This is a genomic window from Thioclava sp. NG1, assembly GCF_003122275.1.
Lineage (GTDB): Bacteria > Pseudomonadota > Alphaproteobacteria > Rhodobacterales > Rhodobacteraceae > Thioclava > Thioclava nitratireducens.
Window position 1 is genome coordinate 144533 of record NZ_QFBB01000007.1, and the last position, 26439, is coordinate 170971.

Annotated in this window: 24 protein-coding genes; 11 read left to right on the forward strand and 13 right to left on the reverse strand. The window is 65.9% G+C overall.

All coding sequences use genetic code 11. The features are described 5' to 3' along the window. Nucleotides 1-128: 128 nt before the first annotated feature. Both DEM26_RS14680 and recN read left to right on the forward strand, forming a co-directional pair. Nucleotides 129-977 (forward strand): outer membrane protein assembly factor BamD, encoded by an 849-nt coding sequence (locus DEM26_RS14680; protein WP_075775738.1) that lies wholly within the window; start codon nt 129-131, stop codon nt 975-977. Between the two features lie 21 nt (nt 978-998). Then, nucleotides 999-2648: a DNA repair protein RecN gene (gene recN / locus DEM26_RS14685; RefSeq protein WP_088722593.1), complete on the forward strand. Its 1650-nt coding sequence runs from the start codon at nt 999-1001 to the stop codon at nt 2646-2648. Between the two features lie 11 nt (nt 2649-2659). Here the strand turns inward: recN and DEM26_RS14690 are convergent, their stop codons facing one another. Then, nucleotides 2660-3052 carry an SgcJ/EcaC family oxidoreductase gene (locus DEM26_RS14690; RefSeq protein ID WP_075775597.1) on the reverse strand — a complete coding sequence of 131 codons (393 nt, stop codon included), beginning with the start codon at nt 3050-3052 and terminating at the stop codon, nt 2660-2662. Next, nucleotides 3049-4425 (reverse strand): FAD-binding oxidoreductase, encoded by a 1377-nt coding sequence (locus DEM26_RS14695; protein WP_109172725.1) that lies wholly within the window; start codon nt 4423-4425, stop codon nt 3049-3051. The genes DEM26_RS14690 and DEM26_RS14695 overlap by 4 nt, the downstream gene beginning before the upstream one ends. 178 nt (nt 4426-4603) lie before the next feature. Here DEM26_RS14695 and DEM26_RS14700 point away from each other — a divergent pair, with 178 nt between their 5' ends. Further along, nucleotides 4604-5992 (forward strand): bifunctional enoyl-CoA hydratase/phosphate acetyltransferase, encoded by a 1389-nt coding sequence (locus DEM26_RS14700; protein ID WP_109172726.1) that lies wholly within the window; start codon nt 4604-4606, stop codon nt 5990-5992. Then, nucleotides 5989-7161 carry an acetate/propionate family kinase gene (locus tag DEM26_RS14705; RefSeq protein WP_109172727.1) on the forward strand — a complete coding sequence of 391 codons (1173 nt, stop codon included), beginning with the start codon at nt 5989-5991 and terminating at the stop codon, nt 7159-7161. The genes DEM26_RS14700 and DEM26_RS14705 overlap by 4 nt, the downstream gene beginning before the upstream one ends. A 133-nt stretch (nt 7162-7294) precedes the next feature. Here the strand turns inward: DEM26_RS14705 and DEM26_RS14710 are convergent, their stop codons facing one another. Both DEM26_RS14710 and cobT read right to left on the reverse strand, forming a co-directional pair. After that, nucleotides 7295-9094 carry an aminopeptidase P family protein gene (locus DEM26_RS14710; RefSeq protein WP_109172728.1) on the reverse strand — a complete coding sequence of 600 codons (1800 nt, stop codon included), beginning with the start codon at nt 9092-9094 and terminating at the stop codon, nt 7295-7297. Further along, nucleotides 9094-10971, reverse strand: coding sequence for a cobaltochelatase subunit CobT (gene cobT, locus DEM26_RS14715; protein WP_075775737.1), 1878 nt, complete (start codon nt 10969-10971; stop codon nt 9094-9096). The genes DEM26_RS14710 and cobT overlap by 1 nt, the downstream gene beginning before the upstream one ends. Before the next feature lie 256 nt (nt 10972-11227). Between cobT and DEM26_RS14720 the strand changes: the two genes are divergently transcribed. Beyond that, on the forward strand, nt 11228-11827 hold the full coding sequence (locus DEM26_RS14720; RefSeq protein ID WP_088735813.1) for an NADPH-dependent FMN reductase: 600 nt from the start codon (nt 11228-11230) through the stop codon (nt 11825-11827). Nucleotides 11828-11933: 106 nt separating this feature from the next. On the opposite strand, the gene DEM26_RS14725 is transcribed toward DEM26_RS14720, so the two are convergent. Beyond that, nucleotides 11934-12521: a hypothetical protein gene (locus DEM26_RS14725; protein WP_158275131.1), complete on the reverse strand. Its 588-nt coding sequence runs from the start codon at nt 12519-12521 to the stop codon at nt 11934-11936. Beyond that, nucleotides 12518-13489: a cobaltochelatase subunit CobS gene (gene cobS, locus DEM26_RS14730; protein WP_075775590.1), complete on the reverse strand. Its 972-nt coding sequence runs from the start codon at nt 13487-13489 to the stop codon at nt 12518-12520. The genes DEM26_RS14725 and cobS overlap by 4 nt, the downstream gene beginning before the upstream one ends. Before the next feature lie 175 nt (nt 13490-13664). Between cobS and DEM26_RS14735 the strand changes: the two genes are divergently transcribed. From DEM26_RS14735 to DEM26_RS14745, 3 genes are all read left to right on the forward strand, one after another. Beyond that, entirely contained in the window at nt 13665-14063 is a 399-nt protein-coding gene (locus DEM26_RS14735) for a DUF4177 domain-containing protein (protein ID WP_109172729.1), read from the forward strand. Between the two features lie 259 nt (nt 14064-14322). Beyond that, entirely contained in the window at nt 14323-14943 is a 621-nt protein-coding gene (locus DEM26_RS14740) for a DnaJ domain-containing protein (RefSeq protein WP_075775588.1), read from the forward strand. Between the two features lie 211 nt (nt 14944-15154). Next, on the forward strand, nt 15155-16279 hold the full coding sequence (locus DEM26_RS14745; RefSeq protein ID WP_109172730.1) for a PQQ-dependent sugar dehydrogenase: 1125 nt from the start codon (nt 15155-15157) through the stop codon (nt 16277-16279). 230 nt (nt 16280-16509) lie between these two features. Here the strand turns inward: DEM26_RS14745 and DEM26_RS14750 are convergent, their stop codons facing one another. Both DEM26_RS14750 and DEM26_RS14755 read right to left on the reverse strand, forming a co-directional pair. Further along, nucleotides 16510-17262, reverse strand: a complete 753-nt coding sequence (locus DEM26_RS14750) for an SDR family oxidoreductase (protein WP_088722601.1) — start codon at nt 17260-17262, stop codon at nt 16510-16512. Between the two features lie 226 nt (nt 17263-17488). Continuing rightward, complete coding sequence (locus tag DEM26_RS14755) at nt 17489-18421, reverse strand: hydrogen peroxide-inducible genes activator (RefSeq protein ID WP_109172731.1); 933 nt, start codon at nt 18419-18421, stop codon at nt 17489-17491. Nucleotides 18422-18610: 189 nt separating this feature from the next. Here DEM26_RS14755 and DEM26_RS14760 point away from each other — a divergent pair, with 189 nt between their 5' ends. Both DEM26_RS14760 and DEM26_RS14770 read left to right on the forward strand, forming a co-directional pair. Further along, on the forward strand, nt 18611-18835 hold the full coding sequence (locus DEM26_RS14760) for a DUF465 domain-containing protein (RefSeq protein WP_075775584.1): 225 nt from the start codon (nt 18611-18613) through the stop codon (nt 18833-18835). 337 nt (nt 18836-19172) lie between these two features. Beyond that, entirely contained in the window at nt 19173-20000 is an 828-nt protein-coding gene (locus DEM26_RS14770; protein WP_109172732.1) for a DUF6544 family protein, read from the forward strand. A gap of 25 nt (nt 20001-20025) precedes the next feature. On the opposite strand, the gene DEM26_RS14775 is transcribed toward DEM26_RS14770, so the two are convergent. Together DEM26_RS14775 and DEM26_RS14780 are read right to left on the reverse strand one after the other, a co-directional pair. Then, a complete protein-coding gene (locus DEM26_RS14775; protein ID WP_233243128.1) occupies nt 20026-20937 on the reverse strand; it encodes a CPBP family intramembrane glutamic endopeptidase in 912 nt (303 codons plus the stop codon). Between the two features lie 31 nt (nt 20938-20968). Further along, on the reverse strand, nt 20969-21304 hold the full coding sequence (locus DEM26_RS14780; RefSeq protein ID WP_088720231.1) for a J-domain-containing protein: 336 nt from the start codon (nt 21302-21304) through the stop codon (nt 20969-20971). A gap of 487 nt (nt 21305-21791) precedes the next feature. On the opposite strand from DEM26_RS14780, the gene DEM26_RS14785 reads away from it, so the two are divergent. Further along, on the forward strand, nt 21792-23408 hold the full coding sequence (locus DEM26_RS14785) for a Na/Pi cotransporter family protein (RefSeq protein WP_088720232.1): 1617 nt from the start codon (nt 21792-21794) through the stop codon (nt 23406-23408). Nucleotides 23409-23491: 83 nt separating this feature from the next. Here the strand turns inward: DEM26_RS14785 and DEM26_RS14790 are convergent, their stop codons facing one another. The 3 genes from DEM26_RS14790 to DEM26_RS14800 are packed head-to-tail and all read right to left on the reverse strand — an operon-like array spanning nt 23492 to nt 26416. Further along, complete coding sequence (locus DEM26_RS14790) at nt 23492-24289, reverse strand: SDR family NAD(P)-dependent oxidoreductase (protein WP_075775579.1); 798 nt, start codon at nt 24287-24289, stop codon at nt 23492-23494. A gap of 21 nt (nt 24290-24310) precedes the next feature. After that, nucleotides 24311-25282, reverse strand: a complete 972-nt coding sequence (locus tag DEM26_RS14795; protein ID WP_109172733.1) for a Gfo/Idh/MocA family protein — start codon at nt 25280-25282, stop codon at nt 24311-24313. Between the two features lie 27 nt (nt 25283-25309). After that, nucleotides 25310-26416, reverse strand: coding sequence for a mechanosensitive ion channel family protein (locus DEM26_RS14800; protein ID WP_109172734.1), 1107 nt, complete (start codon nt 26414-26416; stop codon nt 25310-25312). Nucleotides 26417-26439: the final 23 nt, after the last annotated feature.

Sequence of the window (26439 nt, forward strand, 5' to 3'; positions counted from 1 at the left end):
AAACCCGCAAAGGCATTTTGCGCCCCGGATTTTTCTGTGCTAGGACATGCCGAACGGCCTCCGAACCGGGGCAGTGATTGACGGGTCCGGGGCCTTTCTCCGGCAACGAAAGAGGGATGGGGCAGGGCATGGCGCGCGGCAAATTAGCGGCAGCGAAACTCGGGGCTCTTGGTCTTGTTATGGCGCTTTCCGCCTGCGGTCCTGATCCGAACAAAGCACCGAACCTCGAAAACTTCACGGCCAAGCAAATCTACGAGCGCGGCGAATACGAGCTCGAGGTCGGCAATCCGCGCCGTCCCAACACCGCGCTGAAATATTTCTCCGAGGTCGAGCGGCTTTACCCCTATTCGCAATGGGCCAAGCGCGCCTTGATCATGGAAGCCTATGCTCAGCACAAGGCGAAGAATTACGAAGAAGCCCGCGCCTCGGCGCAGCGATTCCTCGACACCTATCCGGGTGACGAAGACGCGGCCTATGCGCAGTATCTTCTGGCGCTCAGCTATTACGATCAGATCGACGAGGTCGGTCGCGATCAGGGCCTGACCTTCCAGGCGCTGCAGGCGTTGCGCGACGTGATCGAGAAATACCCCGATTCCGAATATGCCCAGTCGGCTATGCTGAAATTCGACTTGGCCTTCGATCACCTCGCCGGCAAGGAGATGGAGATCGGGCGCTACTACCTCAAGCGCGGTAACTATACGGCGGCGATCAACCGCTTCCGCGTTGTGGTGGAACAATTCCAGACGACGACCCACACGCCCGAGGCGCTGGAACGTCTGGTGGAGGCCTATCTCGCGCTCGGCATCACCGATCAGGCGCAGACCGCCGCGGCGATCCTCGGCCACAACTTCCAGTCCTCGCCCTTCTATCAGGACGCGTACAACCTGCTGCAAAGGCGTGGGTTGAAGCCCGAGGCGAAGGGCGACGGGTGGCTGTCCAGCGTGTATCGACAGGTGATTCAGGGCAAGTGGCTCTGATCTGGGCCCTCATGGTCTGACATGCTTCATTCGCTGGATATCCGCGACATTCTGATTATCGAGAGGCTCGAGCTGGACTTCGGTCCCGGCCTCAACGTGCTGACCGGCGAGACCGGGGCGGGCAAGTCGATCCTGCTCGATTGCCTGGGCTTCGTCCTTGGTTGGCGCGGGCGCGCGGAACTCGTGCGTCAGGGCGCCGATCAGGGCGAGGTGACAGCGGTGTTCGAACTGCCCTCCGATCACCCCGCGCGCGACGTGCTGGCCGAGGCCGGCATTCCCGTAACTGACGAGTTGATCCTGCGTCGGGTGAATGCGCGCGACGGGCGCAAGACCGCTTGGATCAACGACCGCCGAGCGAGCGGCGACGTGCTGCGGCAAGTCTCTGCCTCGCTGGTGGAACTGCACGGTCAATCCGACGATGGCGGCTTGTTGAACGAACGCGGCCACCGCGCGCTGCTCGATGCCTTCGCGGGCCATTCCGAGCTGCTGGAGGCCACCCGCTCCGCCTGGAAAGCGCGCGCTGCTGCGGCGCGCAAGCTGGAGGCGGCGCGTAGCTCACTCGCGGCCGTGAAAGAGGAAGAGGAATTCCTGCGCCACGCCGTGAAGGAATTCGACTCGCTCGATCCCAAGCCCGGAGAGGAAGCCGAACTCGACGGTCAGCGCCGCCTGATGCAGGGTGCCGCAAAAATCCGCGAAGATGTGTCCCGCGCCTTTGCCGCTCTGGGCCCGGAAGGGGCGGAGGGGATGATGCGCGACGCCGATCGCTGGCTGCAGGGCGCTGCGGACCGGGCCGAAGGGCGACTCGACGCGCCGCTGGAGGCGTTGGAGCGCGCGTTCCTCGAATTGGGCGAGGCAGCCCAAGGCGTGGAGACCGCACTTGATGCGCTCGATTTCGACCCGCATGCCTTGGAGGCCTGCGAGGAACGTCTGTTCGCGATCCGCGGTTTGGCCCGCAAGCATGGCGTGCTGGCCGATGAACTGGCCGATTTCGCCGAAGGCCTGCGCGAGAAGCTTGCTGCGCTGGACGCGGGCGAGGAGGGGATCGGTGCGCTAGAAGCCGACCTCGCGAAAGCCGGTGCAACCTATGACAAGGCCGCCGTGGCCCTGTCGCAGGCGCGCGCCGAGGCCGCGGGGCAGCTCGATGCCGCGATGGCGGGCGAGTTGGCTCCGCTGAAGATGGACCGCGCCGTGTTCGAGACGCGCCTGTCCGAGGGCGAGCCCGGGCCGGAAGGCACCGATACCGTGCGCTTCACCGTCGCCACCAACCCCGGCGCGCCGGCGGGCCCGCTCAACAAGATCGCCTCCGGAGGCGAACTGTCGCGCTTCCTGCTGGCGCTGAAAGTCGTGCTCGCGCGCGGCACCGATACGCTGACCCTGATCTTTGACGAGATCGACCGCGGCGTGGGCGGAGCCACCGCCGATGCCGTGGGGCGCCGCCTCGCAAAGCTGGCCGAAGGGGCGCAAGTCCTCGTCGTCACCCACTCTCCGCAGGTCGCCGCCCGTGGCGCCACCCATTTCCGCGTCGCGAAATCGGTGACTGACGGCATGACCACGTCCGAGGTCCGCGCGCTGGCCACAGCAGAGCGCACCGACGAGATCGCCCGGATGATCGCCGGTGCAGAAGTCACCGACGCCGCGAAGGCTGCGGCGCTGGACCTGCTGAAGGGGTAGGGGAGCGCCGCTTACCCCGCCTCCACGACGAACTGCGCGGCGACGATTTGCCAGCCATTCGGCGTCAGTTCCAGCGTTGCGGCCAGCGTGCAGCCGATGCGGCCGGCATCGGCGCCGTTCTCGGTGATGATCCCGGTCAGGACGAAGCGCTGCAGGACGACCGCTGCCTCGGCGCCGACAGGGCGCGATTTGGCCTTGCCGGTCACCAGCCGCGCGCGCGAGAAGGCGCCGGCGAGTTCGCCTGCGAACAACTCCGCGATCTGGGTGCGACCGGAGGCGACTCCACCCGTCAGCGAGATGAAATCGGCATCTTCCGCGAAAAATCCCGCAAGCGCCTGCGCATCGCGCGCGCCCCAGGCTTTTGCGAAGGCGCGGGGCAGCGCGTCCGGAGTCTCGAAGCTCATTCGTCCTGCTCCACCAGTTTACCGGGATTGAGAATGTTCTGCGGGTCGAGCGCGCGTTTGATCTGGCCCATCACGTCCCAGCCCGCGCCATGCTCGTCGCGCATGTAGCCCGTCTTGCCCATGCCGATGCCGTGCTCGCCAGTGACGGTGCCCTGCATTTCGAGCGCGCGTTCGGCCATCTTCGCGGCCACTTTCTTGGCACGTTTGAACTCGTCCTTATCCTCGGGATCGAGCAGCAGGACAGAGTGGAAATTCCCGTCGCCGACATGGCCCACAACGGGACCGATCAACCCGGCCTCGATGATGTCGCGCTTGGTCGCGGCCACGGCCTCGGCCAGCCGCGAGATCGGCACGCAGATATCGGTCACCAGTCCCATGCAGCCGGGGCGATGCGCGATCGTGGCGGGGTAGGCGCCGTGACGCATCTTCCACAGCTTGTTGCGGTCCTCGGTCGTCGTCGCCCATTGGAAATCTGCGCCGCCCATCTCGGCCACGACTTCGCCGAACCGCTCGGACGCCTCGGTCACGCCGCTTTCCGAGCCGTGGAACTCGATCATCAGATGCGGTTTCGCGGGGAAATCGGTGCCGTTGGCCTCGTTGAAGATCTGCGCGGTGAGGTCGTCGACGAATTCGATCCGCGCCATCGGGATGCCCATCTGGATCGTCATCTGCACCGTCTCGACCGCCGCTTCCAGCGTATCGAAGGCGCAGACCGCAGAGGAGATCGCCTCGGGCTGGCCATGCAGGCGCAACGTCAATTCGGTGATGATCCCGAGCGTGCCTTCCGAACCCAGCATCAGCGCGGTCAGGTCATATCCGGCGGAGGATTTCTTCGCGCGGCTGCCGGTGCGGATGATGCGGCCATCGGCCAGCACCACTTCCAGCGCCGCCACATTGTCGCGCATCGAGCCATAGCCCACCGTCGTCGTCCCGCTCGCCCGGGTCGCCGCCATGCCGCCAAGCGAGGCATTCGCGCCCGGATCGACCGGGAAGAACAGCCCCGTCGCGCGCAGATCCTCGTTCAGCGCCACGCGAGTCACGCCGGGCTGGACGCGGACCTGCATATCCTCGGCCAGAACCTCCACCACTCGGTCCATCTTCATCAGGTCGAGGCTGACCCCGCCGCGCACCGGCACGGCGTGCCCCTCCAGCGAGGTGCCCGTGCCGTAGGGCGTGATCGGCACGTCATGCGCGGCGCAGATCTTCACGATCTGGCTGACTTCTTCGGTGCTGGTCGGATAAGCCACGGCATCGGGGGGTGAGAAGGGAAACCACGTCTCGTTGCGGCCATGTTGGTCGCGCGCGCCTTTCGAGGTATCGAGCCGGTCGCCCAGCAAAGTTTCGAGTTCCGCCAGCGCCTCTGCCAGTGCCATGCAACGCCTCCCATGTCTTGCTGCCAAAGGTTTAGGCTCAGCCGCGCGGGAGTGAAAGGGTTTCAGCGGATTGTCGGCGGTTTTTGTCTCGGATCAAGGATTTGTCGCGAATCTTTGCCTAGGCAGCAGCGTGCAGGTCTCGCAGACTTGCAGTGCAGGAAAAAGAAGGAGCGCGCCAATGATGTTCGAGAGCCGGAAATGGGACGAGATCGAGGTCGGCCAGTCAGCCGAATTGAAGCGGCTATGCACTGCCGACGATTTCTACGTTTTCGCCGCCGCCTCCGGCAATCACAACCCGGTCCATCTCGAAGACGAGGATGGCGATGGCGATGGCCGGAAGGAGGCCTACGCGCCGGGCATGTTCGTGGCCTCTCTGATCACCGCCGTGCTGGGCAACCTGCTGCCGGGGCCGGGGACGCTCTACCGCGCGCAAAGCCTGCGCTTCCATGATCACGCGATGGCGGGTCAAGAGCTCTGCGCCCGCGTCGAGGTTCTCGAGAAGCTGCCCGGCGAGCTGCTGCGGATGAAGACGGAAGTGCGCCGTGTGGGCGATGACGCGCTGATCGTCGAGGGCGAGGCCGAGGTCCATGCCCCGCAGAAACACCTGAAATTCGATGCGCTCGAAGTGCCCGGCCTGATCTCGCAGCGCCATCGCCATTTCGAGAAACTGCTGGAGAAGGCCGAGCCGCTGCCCGATCTGGTCACCGCCGTCGTCTGCCCCGAAGAGCCGGTGTCGCTTGACGGTGCGCTCCTCGCCGCCGAGCATCACCTGATCGAGCCGCTGCTGATCGGCCATCCCGAAAAGATCATGTCGGTCGCGAAAGAGCTCGGCCGCGACGTGACCAAGTTCGAGATCCTGCCCGCCGAGACCGCCCGCGATGCCGCGCGCATGGCGGTGCAGCTGGTCAACGAGGGGCGCGCCGGCGCGGTGATGAAGGGCCATCTGCATACCGATGCGCTTTTGAAGCCGATGCTCGACAAGAATACCGGGCTGCGGATCGGCAAGCGCTTCACCCATGTCTTCGTCATGGATGTGCCGGGCGTTGTGCATCCGCTGATCGTCACCGATGCCGCGATTAATATCGCGCCCGATCTCGAGACCAAGGTGCATATCGTGCAAAACGCGATCGACGTGGCGATCTCGATCGGGATCGAGGTGCCGAAAGTGGGCGTGCTGTCTGCAGTCGAGACCGTGACGCCCGCGATCCCGTCGTCCCTCGATGCGGCGCTGCTGTCGAAAATGGCAGAGCGCGGGCAGATCACCGGGGGCGAAGTCGATGGCCCGCTCGCGATGGACAATGCGGTCGATCTGGCCGCCGCGCGCACCAAGGGCATTCGTTCCGCCGTGGCGGGCCGGGCCGAGGTGTTGGTCGCACCCGGGATCGATTCCGCGAATATGCTGGCCAAGCAGCTCGCTTACATCTCCCACGCGGAAGGCGCGGGGCTGATGCTGGGCGCGAAGGTGCCGGTGATCCTGAACTCGCGCTCCGATAGCGGGATGGCGCGGCTGGCCTCTGCCGCCGTGGCCTCGATCCACTACCACCGCACCTGCGGGGGCCGCGCATGAGCACCCGTGCGATTCTGACACTGAACTCCGGCTCGTCCTCGCTGAAGCTGGGGTTGTTCTCGGAAGACCTCGAGACGCTCGCGCTTGGCCATGTCGACCGGATCGGACGGCGCGAGGCGGCGATGAAACTCAGCGGACCCGATGGATCGCCACTGCCGCTGCCCGCCTCCGCGCCAGATGACTTCGTCACCAATGCGGCGGCGCTACACACTGCGCTTGCGGCCTTCCAGTCGGCCTTTCCCGGGCTGGAAGTGATCGCGGTCGGCCACCGGATCGTGCATGGCGGGATCGACCACGCCGCGCCGGAACCCCTGTCCGAGCCGCTCATGGCGGAGTTGGCCAAGCTCGCCCCCTTCGCGCCGCTGCACCAGCCACATAACCTCGCCGGCGTCCGTGCCGCGGTCGATACCTTCCCCGGCACGCCGCAGGTCGCCTGCTACGACACCGCCTTTCATCGCGGCCATCCCTTCGTCAGCGACACATTCGCGCTGCCGCGCCGCTATTACGAGCAGGGGGTGCGCCGCTACGGCTTCCACGGACTGAGCTATGATTTCATCAATGGCGAACTGACGCGGACCGAGCCCGAGTTGCACAAGGGGCGGATGATCGTGGCGCATTTAGGCTCGGGTGCGTCGATGTGCGCGATCGAGAACGGCCAGTCCGTCGCCTCGACAATGGGGTTCTCCGCGCTGGAAGGCCTGCCGATGGGCACACGCCCGGGCGAACTGGACCCCGGCATCCTGCTCTACATGATGGATCAGGAGGGGATGAGCCCGTCCGAGATTTCGACGCTGCTCTACAAGGAATCGGGCCTATTGGGCATGTCCGGCATTTCCAACGACATGCGCACGCTCGAGGCCTCGGACGATCCCAAGGCAAAAGAAGCGATCGACTATTTCTGCTTCCGCATCAAGCGTCAGATCGGCGCGATGGCGGCGGCGATGGGCGGCCTGGACGGGATCGTCTTTACCGGCGGGATCGGGGAGAACTCGGCGCGCGTGCGCGCGCAGGCCTGCGAGGGTCTGGGCTTCCTCGGGGTGGAGATCGATGCCACGGGCAACAGCGCGAATGCGCGCGAGATCGGGGCGGGCGCGGTTCGGGTTCTCGTGATCCCGACCAACGAGGAAATCGTCATCGCGCGGGCGGCGAAGGCGGTACTCGACCTTTAGACGACGGCGCATGCGGCCCCTGCGGGACGCTCCGCGGGGGATATTTAGACCAATACGAAAGAGGGGACCCAGCTTTTCGGCTTGGTAAAAATATCCCCGCCGGAGGCATCCCCGGCATACTGTGCGCGCAGCCTCAGATCGGCGCGCAGGCGGTTTGCAGCCACGCCTTGGCGCCCTCGCTGACCTTGGGCCCGATACGCTCCAGAACCTCGGCGTGATAGGCGTTGAGCCAGTCGCGCTCCTCGGGGCCGAGCAGATCGATGTCGATCAGCCGGCGGTCGATCGGCACCCAGGTCAGCGTCGAGAAAGAGAGCTGGTCGCGGTTGTCGCCCTTGGCCTCGGCCTCTTCGGTGAGGATCAGGTTCTCGATCCGGATGCCGAATGCGCCTTCGCGGTAATAGCCCGGTTCGTTCGACAGGATCATTCCGGGTTCGAGCGGCAGGGTCGAGACGCGCGAGATCCGCGCGGGGCCTTCGTGCACGCAAAGCGCAGCGCCGACGCCGTGGCCTGTGCCGTGATCGTAATCCCAGCCCTCGGCCCACAGGGGCGCACGGGCGAGCGCATCGAGATGGGCCCCCGCCACGTTGCGCGGGAAGCGCGTACGCGACAGTGCGATCATGCCCTGCAACACCCGGGTGAAGGGACGTTTGGCGTCTTCCGGTACATCGCCCACGGCGACGGTGCGGGTGATGTCGGTGGTGCCGTCGACATATTGCCCGCCCGAATCCACCAGCAGCAACTCACCCGGTTTCACGGGGCGGTTGGTGTCCTCGTTCACGCGGTAATGGACGATCGCGCCATTGCCGCCCGCGCCGCAGATCGTCTCGAAGGAGATGTCGAGCAGCGCATTGGTATCGCGGCGGAAGCCCTCGAGGGCGGTGACCACGTCGATCTCGGTCAGCTGGCCTTTCGGGGCCTCCGCGTCGAGCCAGCTGAGGAATTCGACCATCGCGGTGGCGTCGCGCAGATGGGCGGCTTCCATGCCCGCGATTTCGGCTGCGTTCTTGCGCGCTTTCGGCAGAATGCAGGGATCGCGCGCCTCAACGATCTTGGTGTCGTGATCGGCCAGCAACAGAGAGACAGCGAGCGGCGCGCTGTCGGGGTCAACCAGCACCGGGCCTTCGATCGCTTCCAGCGCGGCGGTCAGGCTGTCGGGCGGCAGGATCGAGACCCCGTCGCCCAGATGGGCGCGCAGATCGGCGTCGAATTTCGCGTCATCGGCGAAGAGCTTCACCGTGCCGTCGTCGAAGAGTACCGCGAAGGACTGAACCACCGGGTTGCGGGGGATATCCGCGCCGCGAATGTTCAGCAGCCAGCAGATCGAATCCGGCAGGGTGAGCACGGCGGCCGCGATATCCTCTTCGCGCAGGTCTTCGGCCAGACGCGTGCGTTTCTCCGCCGCAGTCTCGCCTGCGAATTCCGCCGGATGGATGCGGGCGGGCTCGGCGGGCGGGGCAGGGCGGTCGTCCCAGACGCGGTCCACGAGGTTCTCGCTCTCGATCAGCGCGATGCCGGTGCCTTCAAGCCCCTCGCGGATCTTCGCGATCTCGGATTTGGTGTGCAGCCACGGGTCGAAGCCGATCTTGGCGCCTGCATGGGCGTTTTCCGTCAACCAGTCGGCTGGTTTCACCTCGGGCCAGCTCACCGGCGTGAAGTGGTCGAGCGAGACCTCGGCGCGTACCTGCACCCGGTAGCGGCCATCGACGAAGACGCCTGCGATCTCGGGCAGCGCGATGCAGAAGCCCGCCGAGCCGGTGAAGCCGGTCAGCCAAGCCAGACGCGCATCGCAAGGCGCGACATATTCGCCCTGATGTGCGTCGGCCCGAGGAATGATGAAGCCGTCGAGCCCGGCGGCTGACATGGCTTCGCGCAGCGCCGCCAGCCGGGGTGGGCCCAGTTCGGGGCGCGATTGCACCGAGAAATCCTGAAACATCAGATAGCCTTCTTGATCCCGAGGAAGCGGGCGCGGGCCCGCGGATCGCTGTCGAAGAGGGAGGCGAGCTGTTCGGTCATGGCGCCCGCCAGTTGCTCCACATCGGTGATCGTCACCGCGTGCTGGTAATAGCGCGTCACGTCATGGCCGATGCCGATGGCGATCAGCTCCACCGCGCGGCGGCGCTCCACCATGGCGATCACGTCGCGCAGGTGTTTCTCCAGATAGATCGCGGGGTTCACCGACAGCGTCGAGTCGTCCACCGGTGCACCGTCCGAGATCACCATCAGGATCTTGCGCTGCTCGGTCCGGGCGAGCATCCGGCGATGCGCCCATTCCAGCGCCTCGCCGTCGATGTTCTCCTTCAGCAGACCTTCCTTCATCATCAGGCCCAGATTGGCCCGCGTCCGGCGCATCGGCGCGTCGGCCCGCTTGTAGATGATGTGGCGCAGGTCGTTGAGGCGTCCGGGGCTTTGCGGGCGGCCATCTGCAAGCCATTTCTCGCGCGATTGCCCGCCTTTCCAGGCGCGGGTGGTGAAGCCGAGGATCTCGACCTTCACGTCGCAGCGCTCCAGCGTGCGGGCGAGCACGTCGGCGCAGATCGCCGCGATCGAGATCGGGCGACCGCGCATCGAGCCGGAATTATCCAGCAGTAGCGTCACCACCGTGTCGCGGAACTCGGTGTCCTTCTCGACCTTGAAGCTGAGCGGCGTGGTCGGGTTCGCGACGACACGGGCCAGGCGGCCCGCATCGAGCATCCCTTCCTCGCGGTCGAATTCCCACGCACGGTTCTGCTGCGCCTGCAGGCGGCGCTGCAGCTTGTTGGCGAGCCGCGAGACAGCCCCTTTCAGCGGGTCCAGCTGCTGATCGAGATAGAGGCGCAGACGCTCCAGCTCGGCCGGTTCGGCCAAGTCCTCGGCGGCGATCTCCTCGTCGAATTCGGTCGTGTAGACCACGTAATTCGGGTCGGCCTGCGAATGCGGCGGGGGCGGCGGTGGCTCCAGCGGCGCATCGGCCTGCGGCATATCCATCTCGTCGCTCATTTCCTGATCGGCGAGATCGTCGGAGCTGACGGAGGTCTGGGTCTGGTCGTCCTGCGCTTCCTGGCTGGATTCGGGCGAGGCCTCGGCGTCGTCGTCTTCCTGCTCGTCGCGGGCCTGCTCTTCGCCCTGTTCCTCGTCGGCGTTCTCTTCCTGCTCGTCCTCGGCGTCGTCGCCCATCTCCTCGTCGGGATCGTCGCCCAACTGATCGGCATAACCGAGATCGGCGATCACCTTGCGGGTGAGGCGCGCAAAGGCGGCCTGATCGGCAAGGACGTGTTTGACGTTTTCCAGATCGTCGCCCGCCGATTGCTCGATGAAGGGGCGCCACAGATCGAGCACGTTATCCGCGCCGGGCGGCAATTTCCGGCCGGTCGCCAGTTCGCGCACGAAATAACCCGCGGCGACCGAGAGCGGCGCTTCCTCGGGAGCGCGAATCTGGGCGTAACCCTTGCGCTCTGCCTCATGGGCGATCTTGGCGTCGATATTCGACAGGGTGCCCGGCATGTCGCGCGCGCCCAACGCTTCACAGCGCGCGGTCTCCATCGCCTCGTAGATCGCGCTCGCCAACTCGCCCGACGGGGCGTAACGGCTGTCGATCTTGGCGTCGTGGTGACGGCGGCGCATCGCCATCGCATCGGCCGTGCCGCGCGCCAGCAGAACCTCGTCGCGGCTCATCCGGCGCGAAACCTGCGGCAGGCGCATCGTATCGGCGGTCATTCCCGAAGGATCGACCGTGTAGCTCACCGTCATGTCGGGCGCGTCGGCCATCGTCTTGGTGGCTTCGGCCAGCGCCTTTTTGAAGGGATCCGCGGGGTTGTCGGAAGGCTTGCTCATGGCCTCAGATAAAGCACCGCGCGCGCCGACCCGCAAGAGCCGATCGCGTAAGCGGGCGATGCGGCGCGGACGGGCAGCGCCGCCGGCGCGGTTCCCGCATTTGACGCGCGACACTCGTTCGCATCCGCACATAACTCCCGGTTGGAAGCGGGCGATTACGTCTTAGGTTAACTCGCAACACGGACAGCACGTCTCCCCCCGTGGCCCTTCCTCCCCCGAGGGCCTTCCCGTGCGACATACCGGAAAGGAGTTCGACATGAGCGAGACCCTGAATATCGGCCTGATCGTCGGCACGACCCGCGAAGGTCGCTTCGCCGACCGCGCGCTCGAATGGTTCGAGACCAAGATCGCTGCGCGCGACGACATGCGCTACGAGGTTCTGGATCTGCGCGAAGCCGCGCTGCCCTTCTTCGACGAGGCGGGCCCGCCCGCCGCGAAACCCGTGACCAGCGAGAACGCGCGCGCTTGGGGCGAAAAGCTCAAGGAATTCGACGGGTTCATCGTGGTGACGGCGGAGTACAACCACTCAATTCCCGCGACGATCAAGAACGCTTTCGACTACGCGTTCGAGGGCTGGCGCCGCAAGCCGCTGGGCACCGTCGGCTATGGCGGCGTGGGCGCGGCCCGCGCGGTCGAGCATCTGCGCCTCGTCGCGATCAATTTCGGCATGGTGCCCGTCGCGGGTGCGGTCAGCATTGGCGGTGCTGATTTCGTGAAGGCCTCGCAGGGCACGCCGATCGCGGAACTGGGCGACCATCTCGACGGTCCGGCGAAAACGCTGCTCGACGACATGGCCTTCTGGGGTCAGGCGGCGAAACTTGCCAAGATCGAAGCAGAAAATCGTCAGGCCGCGTGATCCGACCCCGCCTGTTTTTCGTAGTTAGTTGAGTAACGAGTACCAGCCCGGCCTTTGTGCCGGGCTTTTTGCGCCGCTCCTCGCGAAGAGGTCGCAGCGCGAGCGGTTACTGGAAAAGCCCCGAGCAGATCATCGGCATCCAGTCCGCGCGCAGCGTACTCAGCGGGAAGGCGCGACGATCCTGCGAGCCTTTCGCCTCCTGCCCGCGCCGCGTCATGACGTAATCCCCATTGAGCAGGTTGACGTCGCAGGTGCCGGTATTCTCGTTATCGATCCGGTCGTAGAAGCTGTAGCTGTAGCCCGAGACGACAAAACCACCATTGCGCCACGCGATGGAATAGGTGCTCTCCCACGGGTTGCGCCCGATGCCGATCTGCTCGGAATGCAGCTTGAACGCGCCGTTGGGAAGCGGCTCGAGAGATGGCGTCTGGCCGCCTGCCTGACCGGAGAAGACAACCCGCTCGACCGTCATCTCGCGCTTCAGTCCGAAGGTCGGATCGCCGAGATAGACCACCAGATCGGCTGCATCCGCACCGTTCTGCACCAGCATCGCCGCATCCTGCGTGCCGTCGCCGTTCCAATCGCCGGTGAGCGCCGCGAAAATCTCGCCATCCTTGGGCGCCTCCTGGGCTGCCGCCGCGAAGGGCAGCAGCGCCGCGAGAAGCACGCCCCGGATCGCGAGGCGCGGCATCACGAGGCGATGGCCGCCGCCGATTCCGGCAGCTCCTCGTCGAAGAGGCGCTGGTAGAATTCGGCCACGGTCTGACGCTCCAGCTCGTCGCACTTGTTGAGGAAGCTCAGGCGGAACGCGTAGCCGATATTGTCGAAGATGCGCGCGTTCTGGGCCCAGGCGATCACCGTACGCGGCGACATCACCGTCGAGAGATCGCCATTCATGAAGGCGGTCCGCGTCAGGTCGGCCACGGTCACCATCTGGCTGATCACCTTGCGGCCCTCGGCCGTGTTGTATTGCGGGTTCTTCGACAGAACGATCGCGACTTCGGCGTCGTGGCTGAGATAGTTCAGCGTCGAGACCAGCGACCAGCGGTCCATCTGGCCCTGGTTGATCTGCTGGGTGCCGTGGTAGAGGCCCGTCGTGTCGCCCAGACCCACCGTGTTCGAGGTCGCGAACAAACGGAAATAGGGGTTGGGCGTGATCACTTCGTTCTGGTCGAGCAGCGTCAGCTTGCCGTCTGCTTCCAGCACCCGCTGGATCACGAACATCACGTCGGCGCGGCCCGCATCATATTCGTCGAAGACGATCGCGGTCGGGTTGCGCAGCGCCCAGGGCAGGATTCCCTCGTGGAACACCGTCACCTGCTTGCCATCGACCAGCTTGATCGCATCCTTGCCGATCAGGTCGATCCGGCTGACGTGGCTGTCGAGGTTGACGCGCACACAGGGCCAGTTCAGGCGGGCGGCGACCTGTTCGATATGGGTCGATTTCCCGGTGCCGTGATAACCCTGGATCATCACGCGGCGGTTATAGGCAAAGCCTGCGAGGATCGCCATCGTGGTGTCGGGGTCGAATTTGTAGGTGGAGTCGATCTCCGGCACGCGGTCGGTGCGCTCTGCAAACCCTTTGACCTTCATGTCGGAATCGAGGCCGAACACCTCGCGCAGGTCGATTTCTTCGGTGGGCTTGGCGGTCTGGTCGAGCATCGCGGACGTCCTTTCGTGGTTGGGTCGATTTGTGAACCATCGCGCGCAGGCGTGCAAGGGGGCGATGGTGCGCGATGCGCGGGGCTTTTATCGGCCCGTTCCCGCCAGTGTGGCTTGGAGTGAGTTGACCCGGACCCGGCATCCGCTAGAAAGACGCGAAAGCTTGAGGTGCATCATGCAGCATTACGAATACAAGGTCATCCCGGCGCCCGCGCACGGCGACAAGGAGCGCGGCCTGAAATCCGGCGCCGACCGTTTCGCCCATGCGCTTTCCGGCGTGATGAACGAGATGGCGGCGCGCGGCTGGGAATACCTGCGCGCAGAGACCCTGCCTGCGGAAGAGCGCACCGGCCTGACGGGGAAGTCCACGGTCTATCACAACCTGCTGGTCTTCCGCCGCCCGACCAGCGCCGATCCGGCGCAGGCGATCGGTGCACATCCCGACCCCGAGGCTGCGGCGAATGACGAGGACGCGCCCGAGGCCAAGCGCCGCGCGCTTCTCGCCGATGCGCCCGAGGGCCGTGCGCCGAAACTGCGCGCCAGCCGCGACGGGTCGTCAGGCGACGGGGACTGACCGTTACGGACAGGGCGAAGGTAGGGCGGCTTGGAACCGGACCAATCCACCCGAAACGTGCCGCGCGCCCGCACCGGCGCGCCAGTCGCGTTGCCGTCGCGACGCTCCTTGCTCGCCCTTGATCCGCGCAATTAGCGGCCCCATTTCCGCCCGACCCCCTTTCAACATCCGTCATTTCCAGTAGACTGCGTGACCCGACTCGGAGGCAGGCCCAAATGCCGCCCCGAAGTGGCATTCGGGCAGCAGGCAAGAGGCAAGCATGAGCAACAGCGATCCTTTCGGCTTCAACATTTCGGCCGCGGCGGACAAGAAGCGCCGCTCGCGTGGCAGACGCGGCATGTCGGGGGCTTTCGAGACCTCGACCCGGATCTGCGACAAGGAAGGCTGCAACGAGCCGGGCAAATACCGTGCGCCGAAAAGCCCGAAAATCCTCGACGACTACTACTGGTTCTGCAAGGACCACGTCCGCGAGTACAATCTGAACTGGAATTATTTCCAGGGTCAGTCCGAGGAGGAATTCCAGGCTTTCCTGGACAATGCGACCGTCTGGGAACGGCCCACGAAGCCCTTCAGCAAGGCCAAGGAAGAGGCGGGCTGGGCGCGTCACGGCATCTCGGACCCGCATGAGATCCTCGGCGACAACGCCACGAAGAACCCGGGCCGGACGATGGGGCGCAAGCTGCCGCCGACCGAACGCCGCGCGCTCGACATTCTCGAGGCGAAGGACTCGATGTCCAAGGCCGAGATCCGCAAGTGCTACAAGGCGCTGATCAAGGTGCTGCACCCGGATATGAACGGCGGCGACCGCTCGCAGGAAGAGATGCTTCAGGAAGTCGTCTGGGCTTGGGACCAGCTGAAGGACAGCCGCAACTTCAAGTGACGGCAGGGGGGGCTCTGCCCCCCGCGCTGCGCGCGTCCCCCGGGATATTTTCGCAAACCCGAAGCAAAGAGGCGCGCTCAAATCCTCGGGCTTGCCGAAATATCCCGGGGTGAATGCCGCAGGCAGAGGGGCTGCGCCCCTCGCACCCGTTGCCATCGCGCGCCCTTCCCATTCCGTGCCTCCGCCCCATCTCTAAGGGAGGAGGTGCTTCATGAACCCGTTTCCGAGTCTGCACGCCGCTCTGGCGCTCGCCCTGACGATCCCCGTCCTCTCGAGCCTCGGCTTTGCGCCCCTCGCCGCGCCTGCCGCCGCGCAGAACGTGGGCGAGAAGCCGATAAGCCGCGATCTTCCTTTCGTCCTCAAGCCGGTGGCGCTGCTGGAAAACCCATGGGCGATCGCGCCCTTGCCCGACGGATCGGTGCTGGTGACCGGCAAGGCGGGCAAGATGTGGCATGTCACGGGCGGCGGGGCGCATGCGGTGGCCGGCATGCCGGAGGTGCAATATAGCGGCCAGAACGGGCTGCTCGATGTTGCGGTGCCGCCCAATTTCGCTGAGACGCGCGAGGTCTATATCACCTATGTCGCGCCGGATAACGCGCTGCATCTGGCGCGTGGGGTGCTGGATGGCACCCAGCTCACGCAGCTGAAGACGATCTGGCAGCAGACGCCGGGCGGGCGTGGCCAGCCGGGCGGGATCGTCGCCTTCGGGCCCGACGGAATGGTTTATCTCACGGTCGGCGACCGGATGCAGCCCGACACCGCGCAGGACCCGGGCAACCCGCGCGGCAAGATCCTGCGCCTGACCCGCGAAGGTCAGCCCGCGCCCGGCAATCCCCATGAAGGGGCGGGCGGTGTGCGCGCCGAGACGTGGACTGAAGGGCACCGCAACCAATACGGCCTCGCTTTCACGCCGGACGGCAAGCTCTGGGAGCACGAGATGGGCCCGCGTGGCGGCGACGAGCTGAACCTGATCGAGAAGGGCAGGAATTACGGTTGGAACGCGGTCTCGAACGGCCGACACTATTCCGGCCAGCCGATCCCGGATCACGACACGCGGCCCGAATTCGCTGCGCCGAAGCTCTGGTGGACGCCGGTGATAGCGCCGGCAGGGCTTGCGGTCTATCAGGGCCGCGACTTTCCCGACTGGCAAGGCGATATGCTGATCGGCGGGCTCGCCGGGCAGGGGCTGGCGCTGGTGGCGGGCGACGGCTCGGACCAGATCGCGCGCTGGAACCTGCAGATGCGTGTGCGCGACGTGGCCGTGGGGCCCAATGGCGAGGTCTGGATCATCGAGGACGCGGGCGAGGGCGCTCTCTACCGGCTGATGCCGAAATGAGCTTGCCCGGCGCTTGACCGAAAACGGCGATGCGCGCATCCGAGCGCGGCGCGGCCGGAATTGGCGAAGGTCAGGCAGGGGGCCCCGCCTTTCCATTCGCGGGCTTATATTCGGCCCAGCCAAGGCGCGACCTTATTCCCGCCCCGGCGCATCGCCAGATCAAATCACCAGACGATGCCGCCGCACAGGGAGATACCCACGAGCACGGGTTCCGATTGGCTTGCCTCGGACTATTCGCGGTGGATCTGGAACGGCGCCCAGCTCTGGCTCACCGGCATGATCTCGATCGAGTTGATGTTCACATGCGCGGGCAGGGCGGCGACCCAGTAGATGCTCTCGGCGATATCCTCGGGCTGCAGCGGATCGGCCCCGGCATAGAGCTTGTCATAGGCCGCCTTGTCGCCACCGGTGCGCACGAGGGTGAATTCGCTCTCCGACAGACCCGGCTCGATCGAGGTCACGCGCACGCCAGTGCCCGACAGGTCCGAGCGCAGCCCAAGCGAGAACTGCTGCACGAAGGCTTTCGTGCCGCCATAGACATTGCCGCCCGGATAGGGCCAGTTCGCCGCGATCGAGGCGAGGTTCACGATCAGCCCGCGGCGCGCGATCAGCCGATCCAGCGTGAGCCGCGTCATCACCGCGAGCCCGGTGATATTGGTGTCGATCATCGCGCGCCAGTCATCCAGATCGCAGTCCTGCGCAGGCGCGGTGCCGCGCGCGAGGCCCGCATTGTTGATAAGCGCGTCGATCTGCGCGAAACCTTCGGGCAGGCTGTCGAGCGCTGCACGCGTCGCCGCCTCGTCGCGGATGTCGAAGCACAGGGGATGCGCGACCTCCGGTCCGCCGAGTGCCTCGACCAGCGCGTCGAGCCGTTCCTGACGGCGCCCGGTCACGATGACCTTCCAGCCCTCATGGGCGAAACGGCGGGCGATTGCGTCGCCGAACCCTGCGGTGGCTCCGGTGATGAGGGCGGTCTTGGTCATGAAGGGGCCTTCCTGTCTTGCTGCCTGTCGGGCCGCGCGTCTCGGCGCGGCGGTCGCGGCCAGTCTGTCTCTCTGGTCTGCCGGTGCGACAGGGCCAGTCGGGAATTTCCCATGGGGCCAGTCCTGCGCGCCTGCTCGGCGGTTGCCGCGGCACGATAGGGGCAGGGGGCCGGAACTGCAATTTCACGGGCGCGTGACTGCGTCCCTGTCGCCCGCGTCCCGGAAATCAGCTCTCGGGATGAAGCACCTTCGCGAAACCGGTGCGCACGACCTCGCGGATCACGTCAGCGAAGACCGACGGAATGCGCGCGCTGCGCCGGGTCAGCAGCCCGATCGAGCGCATCACCCGCCCGCGCCGGAACGGCACGAGGGCGATATCCCGTCCGGCCTGCTCGACCTCCGAATGGGCATAGAGCGCGGGCAGGAGCGTGATGCCCATATTCATCGCCACCATCTGGCGCAGCGCATCGAGGCTGCTGCCCTCGTAATCCTGCCGCAGGGTGGTTTTCATCTCGCGCGCCAGCTCCACAAGCTGGGCATGCAGCGAAAACCCGTTCGACAGAACGAGCAGCGTCTCGCCCGCGAGATCGGCATCCTCGACATTTGTCTTCTCCGCAAGGCGATGATCCCCGGCGACGGCAAGCTGGAGGGGTTCGCGGAACAGTCGGGTGACGGTGAAATCCGACGAGAGCACCGGCAGCTGCGTCAGGACCAGATCAAGGCGGCCCGCGCGCAGATCGTCGAGCAGGGCGCTCGGCTGCCCGTCGCGGATGAACAGGCGCAGCTCGGGGTGCTCGGCGTGGAGCCGTCGCACCACGCTCGGCAGCAGATAGGGCCCGAATGTCGCCGATGCCCCGAGTCGATAGGTCCCGGCAAGGCCCGCGCGTGTATGTTCGGCGAGGCCCGCAAGGGCTGCGACCTCGTCGAGAATGCCGTCGATCCGCGCACGCACCTCGCGCCCGGCAGCCGTCAGCACCGCGCCGCTGCGTCCGCGTTCGACGAGGGCTGCACCGAGCGTGTCCTCGAGATTGACGATCTGCTGGCTCAGCGAGGGCTGACTCACGCCGACACGCTCGGCCGCTTTGCGGAAGTTCCCGGCATCCGCGAGGGCGCGGAAATATTCGAGTTGGCGCAGGGTCGGCAGGCGCGGCTTATCCATAGGAATTTCCGATCATAACTTCAGGATACTTAGGATTGAGCTTACCAGCCCGCAACCCCAACTCTGATCTGTCGAGGGGGCCTTGAGGGAGCGCGAATGACGGAGGCGGCGGATAGTGTCCCCCCGCAGTCTCCCCGCGAGGATCCCCCCTCGGCACGAGTGAACCCCAATCTTTACAGGAGTTTAGAGATGAGCCTTTCGGATCGGACCCATGCCGCCATCGCGGCCCGTATCGCAGCCCTGCGGGCGCGGCATCGCGACCTCGATGCGCGTGTGGAGCAGGAGCAGAAACGGGCCTGGCGCGACATGAGTGTTCTGCAACGGCTCAAGCGGCGTCGCCTGCGTCTGAAGGACGAGCTGGGCCGCTACGAGGGGCTGCTGCGTACGCTCGCGCGTCGGCGTCTGCCCGGCTGATATCGTTTTTCTCCGGTCCCGGCGCGCGCGTGACGGGGCCCTTTTCGCGAAAGGAACTCACATGGCATCCCGAACCGACCCGTTCCTCCCCTACCGTTTTCTCAAGAGCGCGGAAATTTCCGAGCTGGAAGAGGCGCTGTGTCACAGGCATATCAGGCGCGCCCCGGTCGCGCGCGCAACATGTTCCGAGGCGTGGTTCGATCTCTTCGATGACCCGTGCGAACGGGACGCAGAGGTCAGAGGACGTGCCCTGCGCTGATCGCTTCATGCTATCATCCGGCTCGGGATGCGGCGGTTGCCGCGTGGTCGCTTGAGCGTGGAAAGGTAGGGAAGCTGCATGGCTCTATGGATATTCGCCATCCTCGCCATCGGGCTTTTCGGCCTTTTCGCGAGGCGGCGTCTCGATCGGCGCGCCGACCGCGCAGAGATGGCGCGACTGAGCGCATCGCAGCCTGTCGATCCGCCGCGCTTCTCTGCCGATATGGTCGCCGGTCTTCCAGAGCCCGCGCGGCGGTTTTTCACCTTCGCCATCGCGGAGGGGACGCCGCTTTACACCGTCGCACGGCTGGAGATGCAGGGTCAGTTCGGCATGGGTGACAAATCCGCCCCCGGCTACATGCCGATGCGCGCCACGCAGGTGCTCGCCGCGCCGCACGGCTTTGTCTGGACAATGTCGGGCGGCTCCGGTGGAATGCGCCTCGGCGGCTCCGACAGCGCCAAATGGACCCGGTTCTGGGTCGCCGGGCTCGCCCCCGTGGCCCGGTTCGGCGGCAACCCGGATCACAAACGCTCCGCCTTCGGTCGCTACGTGGCCGAGGCAGTGTTCTGGACGCCCGCGGCAGTGCTGCCGGGCCCGAATGTGACCTGGGAGCCGGTCTCGAGGAACATCGCCCGGATGACGATGCGCCATGACGGGTTGGAGCAGGCGGTCGACCTCACCGTCGCCGAGAGTGGCCGGCCGGAGCAGGTCTGCTTCCAGCGCTGGAGCAATGCGAACCCGCAAAAGCGTTACCGCCTTCAGCCCTTCGGCGGCTATCTCTCGGAGTTCCGTAATGTCGACGGGTTCCGATTGCCGACCCATGTGGAAGCGGGGAACAACTTCGAAACCGAGGACTATTTCCCCTTCTTCCTCGTCGATGTGACCGAAATCCGCTTTCCCAAGTGATTGTGTCTGCCTGTGCCACATCGCCTCATGGCCGTGCCTCACCGGGGACCACTTCAGTCACGGCGCCCGCGCGCGTGAACATCTTCTCGCGCTTCCACCAGACGACCAACGCGGCGACGCCCACCAGTATCCAGGTGTCCCAAGGCTGCGCATCCGGCCAGAACGGATTGATGAGCTGCCAGTGAAACAGAATCGGCAGCAGCAGGCTGCCACGCGCCGCGTTGAAAATCGGCGTGACCAGAACCGCGAGGGTGATATTGCCGATGAAGAAGGGCAGGAAGCTCCACTGCGCGAAGACCACGCCGGCGAGGTAGAAGGCGGGCAGGTGCCAGATGCCCCAGATCGCGCCGATCAGCACGCCGGCCCAGAACGGGGCGACATGGCGCTGCAAGAGCGGTTGTGCGACGCCGCGCCAGCCGAACTCCTCGATAGGTCCGAGAAGCAGCATCATGAACATCACGCTGACCGTCGCGCCCACGCCCTCGGGCGGCATCGGCGCAAGCAGGGGCCCGCCCTTGATCAGTGAGCCCGCCATGAAGACGAGCGGGATCACGAGCAGGATGAAGCCCCAACACGAGACCGGGCAGTGCCAGATCAGAAGGCGCGACAGGAACCGGCGCAAGCCGCCAAGCCCGGCAGAGAACAAGACCACCGTGAACCCTGCGATTGCCGGAGCCCAGGTTGCGAGGAAGAAAAGTGGGTGGGAGCCGCTGATCTGGCCGAACCGCGCGGTCATTTCCGCGGACAAGAAGATGTAGCTGCCGATCACGCCCCAGGTGATCGCGAAGGTCAGCGCGAGAAAGGCGAGCAAGGCGCGCGCGGTGGCGTGCAGGGGCAGGTCTTCGGGTGCGACTGGCATTCGGCTGACCATGGATGTGCGTTCAGGGGCCGCCCCACCATCGTCATTTTCCGCGCCGAAATCCTTGTTCTGGGTCAAGCGCATCGCGCCAACGATGACCCGGCGCGTCCTACGGCGCCATGAACCGCCGCCGCGCCTCGACCGCGATGTTGTAGCGCTGTTCCAGATCGGCGATCAGCGCCATAGCGACGCGCTTGGCCTCGTCTCCCTCCGCCTCCCGGTAGCTTTGCTTGGCCGCCTCCAGCAGCTTCTTGAGTTTGAACTCCTCGGGCAGCGCGCCGGCTTCGGCCATGATCCGGGCGGCCACGGCGGTTGCCATGTCGGTAAATGCCTCGCCCGAGCGATCCGGAAGCGGCTTGCCCTCGCCGGAAAGCCCGCTCAACTGGCCCTCCGCAAGGGCCTTCTGGATTTGCCGCTCGACGAGGCGGTTCAGGGATTGGCTCATGCCGAGTTCCTACCGTTTCCGAGCACCGCGGGAGGCGCGGTACCCTCGCAAGCATAGCCCACTTCTGGCGATGCCAACACTCAGACTTCCGTGCGAAACCTGTGACAGGGCGGCGCGCGGGCTCGGGTTAGTCGCGCGAATTGCGGCAGTTCCCAAAGCCCGTCCGCGACCGCCGCGCCGACCTGCAACTCGCATCCATAGCTGCGACTGAGGATCGGCGTTCATCGAGGGGTCACGCAACAGCGGCGTGCCCCCGCGAGGCATGTAGATAGGAAACCTCAAGCGCCGAAGCCCGGAATGAAGTGCTTTTTCGAATTCATCGCCCGCGGTTAGCCCGCGACTGCGGGGGCGCCGAACGTGCACTGCCGTCTTCGACGCCAGACGATCACGAATTCATCCGGCAAAACAGAACCTTGCGAGGCGTTCCTGCCGGCGCTTGAATTCCGTGTCGCGCGGCCGCATGCTCGATCGCGAGGGATGGAGAACCATGTCGGAGACACTGGCGGCACTTGGCGGAGTCGGGCTGTTCCTGCTCGGCATGAAGATAATGACCGAGGCGCTGCGCGAAGCCGCTGGGTCCAATCTGCGCCGCCTGCTGGCGCGGTTCACCACCACGCCGCTGAAGGGCGTCGCGAGCGGTCTGGTGACGACGGCGGTGATCCAGTCGTCTTCGGCGACGACGGTGATGACGGTCGGCTTCGTCGGCGCGGGACTGCTTAGTTTTCCGCAAGCGCTCGGCGTGATCTACGGCGCCAATATCGGCACGACGGTCACCGGCTGGATCGTGTCGCTGGTGGGCTTCAAGCTGAAACTGGGCGCGGTGGCGATGGGGCTTTTGTTCTTCGCGAGCCTGACGCTGTTTCTCTCGCATGGCCGGGCGGCGCGCATCGGGCGCGTGCTTGCAGGCTTCTGCCTGCTCTTCATCGGGCTCGACATGATGCAGCAGGGAATGTCCGGGGCGGAGGCCTGGATCACGGTGGAGCGCACGCCCGGAACCGGGGTGGGCGGCTTGCTCGCGATGGCGGCGCTGGGGCTCGCGGTCACGGTGGTGATGCAATCCTCCTCGGCGGCGATCGCGGTTGTGCTGGTGCTGGTCAGCAACGGTGCGCTGCCGCTGATCCAGGCGGCTGCGGCGGTGATCGGGATGAACCTCGGCACCACCTTCACCGCGCTGATCGCGGCCCTCGGGGGATCGCGCGCGATGCAGCAGACCGCTATCGCGAACCTGCTGTTCAATTGCGGAACGATGGTGATCGCCTTTCCCCTCCTGCAACTGGTCGCGGCTCCGTTGGAGGGGCTGGCGGCGCGAACCGGGGTCGATACGGCGCTCGTGCTGTTTCACACCGGGTTCAACCTGCTGGGAACGCTGGTCTTTCTTCCCGTCACTCGCCAATTCGCCACGCTCGTCGCGAAATTGCGGCCCGATCTCGGCGGGCGGGCGCCCCCGGAACTGGACCGTCGCCTGTTGAGCGACGAAGGGGCCGCGATGCAAGCGGCGCATTCCATGGTGATCTGGGCCGCGCAGGAGATTTTCGCAGCCTATTCGCTGGCGATCGGCCGCGCGCGCGATCTGCGGCGGATGTCGACGCTGGGGCCACGGATCGCGATCGCTCTGGATGACCTGAAGGATTACATGGCGCAGATTTCGGTCCCGCGAGACCGGCCCGCCGAAGCCGCCGCCTTCGCCGCGCTGATGCATCAGGCCGACCATCTCATGCGTCTGGTGGAGCAGGCCGAGCACCGCGGCTACATCCCGATCCTGTTGCGCGGCAAGATCACGCCCAGACCCGCGCAATGGTTCGCCGCCTGCCTGTCGCCCGAACGTCCGCTCGATCTGCCGCAGATCGGGGAGCGCATGGCGCGGATGGCCGACCCGGTCGCCCATCGCCTCGCGCGGCACCGGCGCGGCCTGTTGCTGGGCGAGCATGTTGGGCTCTACACGATGCAGGAGACGTTTCAGGCGACTGATGCGATGCGGTGGTTTGCGCGGATCATGCACAATGTCCAGCGCGTCGGCGAATACGAGCGCGAGGTGCAGGCGAAGCTGGGGCATGTGGCGGTCGCCTCTCCCGAGGCGGACTCGCCGCTTAGCGCCGGTTCCTGATCCTGAGGCGTTTTGCCATGGCGGCGTGGGCCCTCCGGCGACGGCTTGATCTACGCACCAAGCGCGTCTTCGACCCCCGACCGTCACACGGCGATGGAGGCGACCGAGCCGCCGTCCACGCGGTAATTGGCACCGACGACGAAACTGGCTTGCTCGGAACACAGGAAGGCGATGGTCGCGGCCACTTCCTCGGGTCTGCCGCGCCGCTCCAGCGCCAGCCACGGGCGATCCGATTTCAAGAAGCTCCGGACAGCCTCGTCATGGCTGATGCCTTCCGCATCCGCCTTCTGGGCCATCATCCCATCGGTCATGGGAGTCTCGATAAAGGCGGGCGAGACGCAATTGACCAGCACGCCCCGGCGCGCGGCCACCCCGCTCAGCCCCTTGGCGAAATTGAGAAGCGCGGCCTTGGCCACATTATAGACCGCCTCGTTCTCATAGGGCTGCGCCGCATTCTCGGAACAGAGGATGACGACGCGACCCCAGCCGCGGTTTTCCATCGTCGGCTCGAAGGCGCGCACGGTGCGGACGACCGACATGAAATCGCTCTCCCACGCGTCGTGCCAGTCGCTGTCCGTCATCTCGAGCGGGTGCCCCTTGGCGCCGGTGACACCGGCCGCGCAGACGAGGATGTCCGGCATGGTGAAGCGCTCTTGCGTGGTGGCGGCGAGACCCTTGATCTGGTTCGGATCGCGCAGGTCGGCCTGAAGCGCGCAGGTGCCGTGGGCAAGCTCCTTGGCGGCGCGGGACACCTCGTCACCCTTGAGGTCCACGAGGATAACCTGCGCGCCCTCGGCCAGCAGCGTTCTGGCGGCGGCTTTGCCGATGCCCGAGGCGCCGCCCGTGATCAGGGCCGTTTTGCCTTGAAGTCCATAATCCATCGTCGTGCTCCTTTCGCGTGTTCAGTTGAGCCGAAGCCCGAGATCGTCCAGCACCCGGTTGACGCGCGCCGCCTCGCCGGCCGAGACCAGCCCCGGTGCGGCACGGCCTTCGAGCGCGCTCAGGAAAGGCAGGATTCCGGTGCCCGCGTCGAGCGGATCGAGCACCATGCGCTCGGTCGGGCTCTCGGCCCCGCGCGGGGTCAGCGTCATCTCGCCTTCCTTGAGTGAAATCGCACCAGCATCGCCCACGAGGTCCAGTTCGAGCCGCGTCCGGGTGTCGGTCCAGCCCGCTTCGACGACGCCGGTGGCGCCGCTCGCAAAGCGCAGGATTGCGGCACCGTGATCGTTCAAGGGCCACCCCAGCGCGTTGCCGGTGGCCGCATGTCCCTCGCGGATCGGCCCGAGTATCCACTGCAAGGCGTCGATCGCGTGCACCGCCTCGTCGACGAACCCGTCGTAGCAGGCGAGCTCCGGGTCGGTCATCCAACTGTCGAGATCCAGCCAGTCCGCGTAGCCGCCGTCGTGATTGAAGAGCATTCTCGCCGATCGTGCCTCGCCCAGCCGCCCCTCGGAGACCCAACCCTTCGCCTTGCGCAGGGCGGGCACGGTTCGGAAGAAATACGCAGTGTGCAGTATCGCTTCGGCCTTCGCGGAGTGCTGCGCCACGGCCTCGGCGTCGCGGGCGCTACCGGCGAGCGGCTTCTCCGAAAAGACCGGCAGCCCCGCAGACAGCGCCGCTCCGATATCGGTGGCATGGTGGGCTGTCTCGCTGCAGACGACTGCGCCCGCCGTTTGCAGCCCCTGAAGGGCGTCGAGCGTCGCGAGGGGCTTTGCGTCAAGCTCGGCGCAAAGCCGGTCGCGGCGGTCCGGATCGCGATCATGCACGTAGCCGACACGAAAGCCGCGCGCCTTCATCTGCTGCAGGTGGTCCGGCAGATGAACATGCGCGCCGCCAAGCAGCGCGAAGGTCGAAATGTTCATGTGGTCATCCATGGCAGCTCTCCTGTGGTCGGTCGCGGATCAGGCCGGCGACGCGCCGGTGTCAGCGGGGGAAGAAAGGAGTTCCGCGCGCAGCCTCGGGAGCGCCTCGGGGTAGGCTTCCTGCAGCCACGCGATCAGCTTCTCGCGCACTTCGCAGCGCAGGTCCCAAGCCTGCGGCGAGGTGCGTGCGCTCATCAAACCGCGCAGCGCAATCGTGTCCTTGTCGGCATCGGTGACCTGAAGGTTGATCACCTGGCCGTCCCAATGCGGCGACTCGCGGACGATCTCTTCGAGCTTTTCGCGCACTTCGGTCACGGGCACGGTGTAGTCGAGATACCAGTGCACGGCGCCGATGATCGACGCGCTTTCGCGGGTCCAGTTCTGGAACGGTTGTTCGATGAAATAGCTCAGCGGCACCACCATGCGTCTCCAGTCCCAGATCCGCACGATAACGTAAGTGGCGAAGATCTCTTCGATCCAGCCCCATTCGCCGTCGACGATCACCACGTCCTCCAGCCGGATCGGCTGAGTGATCGCGATCTGGATGCCCGCGATCAGGTTGGCCAGAACCGGGCGCGCCGCGAGCCCGAGTATCAGGCCCGCCGCGCCCGCCGAAGCGAACAGGCTGACGCCGTATTTCTGTACGGTCTCGAAGGTCAGCAGCACGCCCATGACGGTAAAGATGGTCAGCAGGATCGTCGCGGTGCGCCGCAGGACACGAAACTGCGTCACCAGTTTGCGCGCGGCAAGGTTGTCATCGAGGTCCATCCGCTGGCGACGGATCACCCGGTCGCTCAGGTTTCGGGTCAGCAGGATAGAGGTCCAGCCGATCAGCACGATCAGGAGGATCAGGAATATGTGCCCCAATACGTCCTGCAACCGCCACGGCAGGTCGGTGCGCGGCACCGCGATCGCCAATGCCGCGAGCAGAAATGCCAGCCGCATCGGTCTCTTTGCCTGTCGCAGCGCCGAGCCCGCCATGCCGCTGCCCGCGTCCACCCAGCGCCTAAGGGCGCGGAAAAGCAGCCAATGCAGCAGCAAGGACAGCAGGAGCGCGCCCAGAAGCACGACTGCGGGCCCGAGCCAGTCTGGCCCTCCGGCCATCGTCTGCCGGATGAAGTCGGAAATGCGACCTGCAAGCACCATGGCGTCACCCGCCTCCGCTCACG

Coding starts and splice junctions, on each gene's coding strand:
- DEM26_RS14755 (WP_109172731.1), bottom strand. CDS start 18,421: ATGGATAAGCCGCGCCTGCCGACCCTGCGCCAACTCGAATATTTCCGC.
- cobT (WP_075775737.1), bottom strand. CDS start 10,971: ATGAGCAAGCCTTCCGACAACCCCGCGGATCCCTTCAAAAAGGCGCTG.
- DEM26_RS14705 (WP_109172727.1), top strand. CDS start 5,989: ATGAGCACCCGTGCGATTCTGACACTGAACTCCGGCTCGTCCTCGCTG.
- cobS (WP_075775590.1), bottom strand. CDS start 13,489: ATGCTCGACCAGACCGCCAAGCCCACCGAAGAAATCGACCTGCGCGAG.
- DEM26_RS14695 (WP_109172725.1), bottom strand. CDS start 4,425: ATGGCACTGGCAGAGGCGCTGGCGGAACTCGAAACTTTGCTGGGCGAC.
- DEM26_RS14750 (WP_088722601.1), bottom strand. CDS start 17,262: ATGACCAAGACCGCCCTCATCACCGGAGCCACCGCAGGGTTCGGCGAC.
- DEM26_RS14770 (WP_109172732.1), top strand. CDS start 19,173: ATGGCTCTATGGATATTCGCCATCCTCGCCATCGGGCTTTTCGGCCTT.
- DEM26_RS14690 (WP_075775597.1), bottom strand. CDS start 3,052: ATGAGCTTCGAGACTCCGGACGCGCTGCCCCGCGCCTTCGCAAAAGCC.
- DEM26_RS14795 (WP_109172733.1), bottom strand. CDS start 25,282: ATGGATGACCACATGAACATTTCGACCTTCGCGCTGCTTGGCGGCGCG.
- DEM26_RS14735 (WP_109172729.1), top strand. CDS start 13,665: ATGCAGCATTACGAATACAAGGTCATCCCGGCGCCCGCGCACGGCGAC.
- DEM26_RS14800 (WP_109172734.1), bottom strand. CDS start 26,416: ATGGTGCTTGCAGGTCGCATTTCCGACTTCATCCGGCAGACGATGGCC.
- DEM26_RS14720 (WP_088735813.1), top strand. CDS start 11,228: ATGAGCGAGACCCTGAATATCGGCCTGATCGTCGGCACGACCCGCGAA.
- DEM26_RS14790 (WP_075775579.1), bottom strand. CDS start 24,289: ATGGATTATGGACTTCAAGGCAAAACGGCCCTGATCACGGGCGGCGCC.
- DEM26_RS14785 (WP_088720232.1), top strand. CDS start 21,792: ATGTCGGAGACACTGGCGGCACTTGGCGGAGTCGGGCTGTTCCTGCTC.
- DEM26_RS14745 (WP_109172730.1), top strand. CDS start 15,155: ATGAACCCGTTTCCGAGTCTGCACGCCGCTCTGGCGCTCGCCCTGACG.
- DEM26_RS14680 (WP_075775738.1), top strand. CDS start 129: ATGGCGCGCGGCAAATTAGCGGCAGCGAAACTCGGGGCTCTTGGTCTT.
- DEM26_RS14760 (WP_075775584.1), top strand. CDS start 18,611: ATGAGCCTTTCGGATCGGACCCATGCCGCCATCGCGGCCCGTATCGCA.
- DEM26_RS14780 (WP_088720231.1), bottom strand. CDS start 21,304: ATGAGCCAATCCCTGAACCGCCTCGTCGAGCGGCAAATCCAGAAGGCC.
- DEM26_RS14710 (WP_109172728.1), bottom strand. CDS start 9,094: ATGTTTCAGGATTTCTCGGTGCAATCGCGCCCCGAACTGGGCCCACCC.
- DEM26_RS14700 (WP_109172726.1), top strand. CDS start 4,604: ATGATGTTCGAGAGCCGGAAATGGGACGAGATCGAGGTCGGCCAGTCA.
- DEM26_RS14740 (WP_075775588.1), top strand. CDS start 14,323: ATGAGCAACAGCGATCCTTTCGGCTTCAACATTTCGGCCGCGGCGGAC.
- recN (WP_088722593.1), top strand. CDS start 999: ATGCTTCATTCGCTGGATATCCGCGACATTCTGATTATCGAGAGGCTC.